3 protein-coding genes are annotated in these 4,518 nt (G+C 45.7%); all 3 read right to left on the bottom strand.

Annotated features, from left to right (window positions below; translation table 11 throughout):
• Positions 1–47 precede the first annotated feature (47 nt).
• On the bottom strand, positions 48–1,538 hold the full coding sequence (locus F6K57_RS37585; RefSeq protein ID WP_293073472.1) for an FHA domain-containing protein: 1,491 nt from the start codon (positions 1,536–1,538) through the stop codon (positions 48–50).
• 271 nt (positions 1,539–1,809) lie between these two features.
• Positions 1,810–3,591, bottom strand: coding sequence for a 4Fe-4S binding protein (locus F6K57_RS37580; protein WP_293073469.1), 1,782 nt, complete (start codon positions 3,589–3,591; stop codon positions 1,810–1,812).
• A gap of 640 nt (positions 3,592–4,231) precedes the next feature.
• Positions 4,232–4,518 (bottom strand): c-type cytochrome (locus tag F6K57_RS37575; protein WP_293073467.1); only part of this gene is annotated, 287 nt, incomplete at its 5' end.

Raw genomic sequence — 4,518 nt, 5'->3', positions numbered from 1 at the left:
AATCAGTAGTCAACTACATTCATCATTGAACCTTTGACAAGACAGGTTTAAGCACTAACCACTACTCGTCCTACAGGACGAGCCACACAAGTCAAAATCATCCCTTCCTGCCGTTCCTCGTCTTCCAGAGCGTCAGGCTCCTCATCATACTCTACCTTCCCTTCTAGAAGCTTGCGCTTACAAGCACCACAGGCTCCCATGCGGCAACCGCTTGGTAATGGTACCCCTTCTTGTTCCGCCACATCTAGGATGACATCCTCAGCATCACAGCTGACCTCTTTTCCAGACTCAGCAAAGACCACAGTGGGTTCATTAGAGGTTGATGGTGATTCTACTAGGTGTAGTCTAGGACGATCTTCCCCTTTGACTGGTTCAGGAGTTGCTGCTGTTGCTTTCTTTTTTGAGGGCTTTTTGCCGCCAAAGCTCTCTTCATTGTAGTTTTCCATCGGAAAGTCCAGACCCGCTAGCATCCCTTTCACCCCTGCCATAAAGGGATTCGGACCACAGACATAAACAATGCGATCGCGAAAATCAGGAGCCATTTCTGCCAGCATGGCTTCATTGAGTCTTCCGGTATAACCGGACCAAGCTTGATCGATTTCTGGGCGAGTGGTGGTAATCGCCAGCTTAAAATTAGGGTGCAAAGCGGCCATCAACTGTAATTTCTGATGGAAGATGATGTCTTTTGGGCTACGAGCACTGTGGACAAACACAACATCCACATCAGCACCGGTATCACAAAGCCATTTGGACATGGACATCATCGGGGTAATCCCACTACCTGCTGAGATGAACAGCAGTTTATCAGCTCTATGGTCAGCACAGGTAAATTTACCCATTGGACCATTTAATCTCACCTCGGAGCCAACTTTGATGTTGTCGTGCAACCAGTTAGACACCAAACCCGCTGGCAGATCAGGAGCGTCTGGTGGTGCTGGAACTCTCTTGACAGTAATTTCTAAGGTATGAGGACGTGAGGGGGACGAAGAGATCGAGTAGGAACGCTTCACGGGTTTGCCATCAATCTCCAAATCGAGAGTGACAAACTGACCTGGCTTGTAGCTGAACAGTATTGGTGGTTCGGCAACGAAGCGGAATGTTTTTACATCATCGGTCTCATCAATGACCTGTACACAGCGGACAGTAATCTCACCCTTAGTCCACTGCTTTATCCCAGGGCTATTACCATCTACCACTGGGTTTTCCTGGTTAGAGCCATAGAGCTGTAGGTTTTTGACCAACAACACAAATTCACCGATGCGGATGATGTCATCTTCCTTCAGGAGCCAGTTTTGGTTAACATCTACCTCCTCATTATTGATTCGAGAGCCATCGGTGCTACCGAGGTCAGTAAAGTAATACTTTCCCCCTTGACATAGAATTCTGCCGTGTACACGACTCACTACAGGACTATCCAAGACTAGGTCACAACTTGGATGGCGGCCAATCAGATACTCACCTTGAATTCCAGTTTCCGGTTTCAGGGTTTTTTCCTGTAATTCGTTGGTTTGGTAGTTGATGACTGTAGTCGTAAGCATGTTTTGTGTCACTCCAAATTACCGAAATAATGGGTCAATTGCGTCAATTGCTATTTATGAAGGGATTGTCCATTGTGAGTTCACAATTCATCTCAACGTGTCTTCATCGGTAGTACCCGGCCTGAACCACCAGTAAGTCTTTGATAAGTGTTTTACCAGTGGCCATATAATTATCAGCCTTTTTTTTTCTTTTTATGAAAAATGGTCTCTTTTTTCCGGTATTTCCTCCTCGTCTCACCCTGTTGAATGTACTATCTTCGGAAACCAAGGACTAGTCGTGATCACCTGGTTGATTCTCATTTTGGCGGTCTTTTAGCAGCTTGGTGCGCTTATCAGAGCGATTCTGCTTGCGGGATTCCCTGAGGATAGTGCGTTGGTTAGAAGTACTAGTCTTCTGGCGCTGTTTGATGGTGCTCAGTACTTTATAAGGATCCCGTCCATAGTGGGGATACAAGATCGGTAAGTTTTCCTGCTCCTTACCAAGTTCTTCTAAAATCTGATAATGTTGCTGATCCTTGATACCCAGTTCATCCCGGATCTGCTGGAGAACCTCTAGGCTACTAGCGGAATTGACATGTCCAGATTGGATCGCTTCTCTTAACACCCCTTTGTATACCCCCAAGCGGTATTGTTGGTTAGCACCAGGTAGGGTTTTAGCCAGGATGTGTAATTCCTCAGGTTTGAGATCATCTACACAACGACCTTCCAGAAATTCCGAGAAGTCCAGGGGTAGCTTCTTCAGTTGACGGCGCAACTTGTCTCCCAAACTCTCCTGGGTATATTGGTGGGAACTACGACCCCAAGTTTGATAAAGCCATAAGCTGCTCACCAGAATCACTACACTCTGAAACAGGAATTGCACTAGAACAGGGAACCGATTAATTTCGGGACGACCCCCGTAGATGAAGAAGAAGTTAAAGGCAATAAAGGTACAAATGGAAAAGACTCGGTGCAATACCTGCTCGTGAGTGATAGACTTATTTTTTCGCCACAGAGCAGCTTTGTATAGCTTCTCTAGCTTGGTACAAATTACACAACTGAGGGCCACGAAGACAACGAAGGTAAGAGGAGTTGCCACCAGTTTAGGAATCGCAATCGGGTGATTCATGATGTAAAACCCTGGCTTGAAAAGCGCACCTAACTGATTCTCTTCATGGGTCCAAGCCCCAGACAGGTAATAATCGAAGTTTCCTGCATACAACCAGTAGTAAACGAAATAGCCAATCACCAAGCCTAAATAACCATATTGGACTAATTTCCGACCAGGCTTAGTCAGTTGTTGCCAGTAGGCTTTTTCGGAATCGATATCCATACAAGGAGACTTACAACTGATACAGGCACTTTTTTCAATACCTGTGGTTTGGTCTACGGTGCGGCACATGGACTGGGTAATGGTTTTTGGCGGTGCGTTGTGAGCTTCAGTGCCAAGCAATCCCCGTGGTCCAGTAAATACCATCTGAACCATCCCAAATGGACAGACATAATGACACCAACTTCTGCCACCATAGAGGAATACCATCATTATGGCGGATACGATAGTCAAGCTCAGAAACAAACCCAGAACCAAGCGGTCAGAGTTAACAAATAGAATCCGACAGTTCAACCCGATAAAGAAAATGGCAAACTGGACATATAAATGGTTACGAACCAGCCAGGGATTTTTGCTGATATCCCTCTGTGGCTGCAATCCCAACGCTCTGGGAATTTGGGACAGAAAGTAAAGTGGGCAAATGCGTCGCCAAGTTTCATGACCAAACACTAAAACAATCATGATGGCGCTAGGCACGATCATGCCCCAAAAAAGTCGCGCTCCCAGGGCATAGGGTTTTTCATCTAGGCATACTCCCTGGACTTGAACACATGGGTCTCTGGTTAGTATGGGATCTCGAAACAGGCTGAATAGATGATCAGGATCAGTTAAATTGTGTGAAATCGGGTCATAAAACAACGAGAAAATTAATATTAGCCAACTAATCGCTAGCACCCAACGGACTCGGTGCCAACTTTGTTCTTGTACCTTTGACAGCATCACTTTAACCCCCTTTTGCTCCATTGTGGGAAACCAGTTCAGGCATTGCCAGTACCCATTTGGGTACTTCCTAACAGCTAGCACCGAAACCAATTCTGAGGATGAGCATTACCCGTCTTGAGGCATAATTTGCTCTATAACACCAGCAAGAGTTAGGTCAACCCTCTTGAGCTTGAGTTTGTTAGCAACCTAACTAGCACCATTGATTTTGAGTCACCAGTTACTTATCTGGTTGAGTCCACAACTTTTATGTCGCAGTTTCCGAATTTGTAACATAACTTTACAAAAAACCCCCAGATAGTTCTAATCTGATGGTTAGAATGCAACAGTTTGGTAGACATAGCCCTACTTGCTGTCAGAATGATAATTGCTTGGAATTGCTCGAAAGTACTCTTAGCTATACCTGATGGGGTTGGGTGAGTTAGCTTTTTACCAGTTGTCAATAGGCTAAGGCTTGGTGATAATAAGCGATCGCTGAAAGCGGGACTATCGGCAGAGCCGTTCGCACCTCAAGCAGCGTCGCCTACGGCGAAAGCGTGGCCTACGGCCGACCCTACGCGAACGTCCATCGCATCTTCATACTCCTGAAGTGCAAAAAGCGCCAATCCCCGGTTTTAGTAACCCCGGAAATCATGGCGCTATCGAGTAATTAACCTGAGGGGAATCAAAAAAATGAGCGCCAGAATGGGCGCTTTTTGGGTTTAAGGGTATCGGTTTTGTCCTGATTAACTGGCTTCTGATCAGCCTCTATACCTAATTGTGGAGATTTGGACTCTGGGGATTTTTGATTAGAAATTTCTTTACCCAACTGCCAGTCATTGTCAGCCTGTAATAAAACATAGGTAGCCACATTTTCAATCTCCTGCTCAGTCAGCTTCTTATTGAAGGAGGGCATAGCGTTTTTGCCATTGGTTACCTGGGTTTTAATGCTTTCGAGGTCATACATCTTGT

It is taken from the genome of Moorena sp. SIO4A5 (assembly GCF_010672005.1).
Taxonomy (GTDB): domain Bacteria; phylum Cyanobacteriota; class Cyanobacteriia; order Cyanobacteriales; family Coleofasciculaceae; genus Moorena.
The sequence above is the reverse complement of the archived record's forward strand: the minus strand, read 5'-3'. Positions and strand labels throughout refer to the sequence as shown.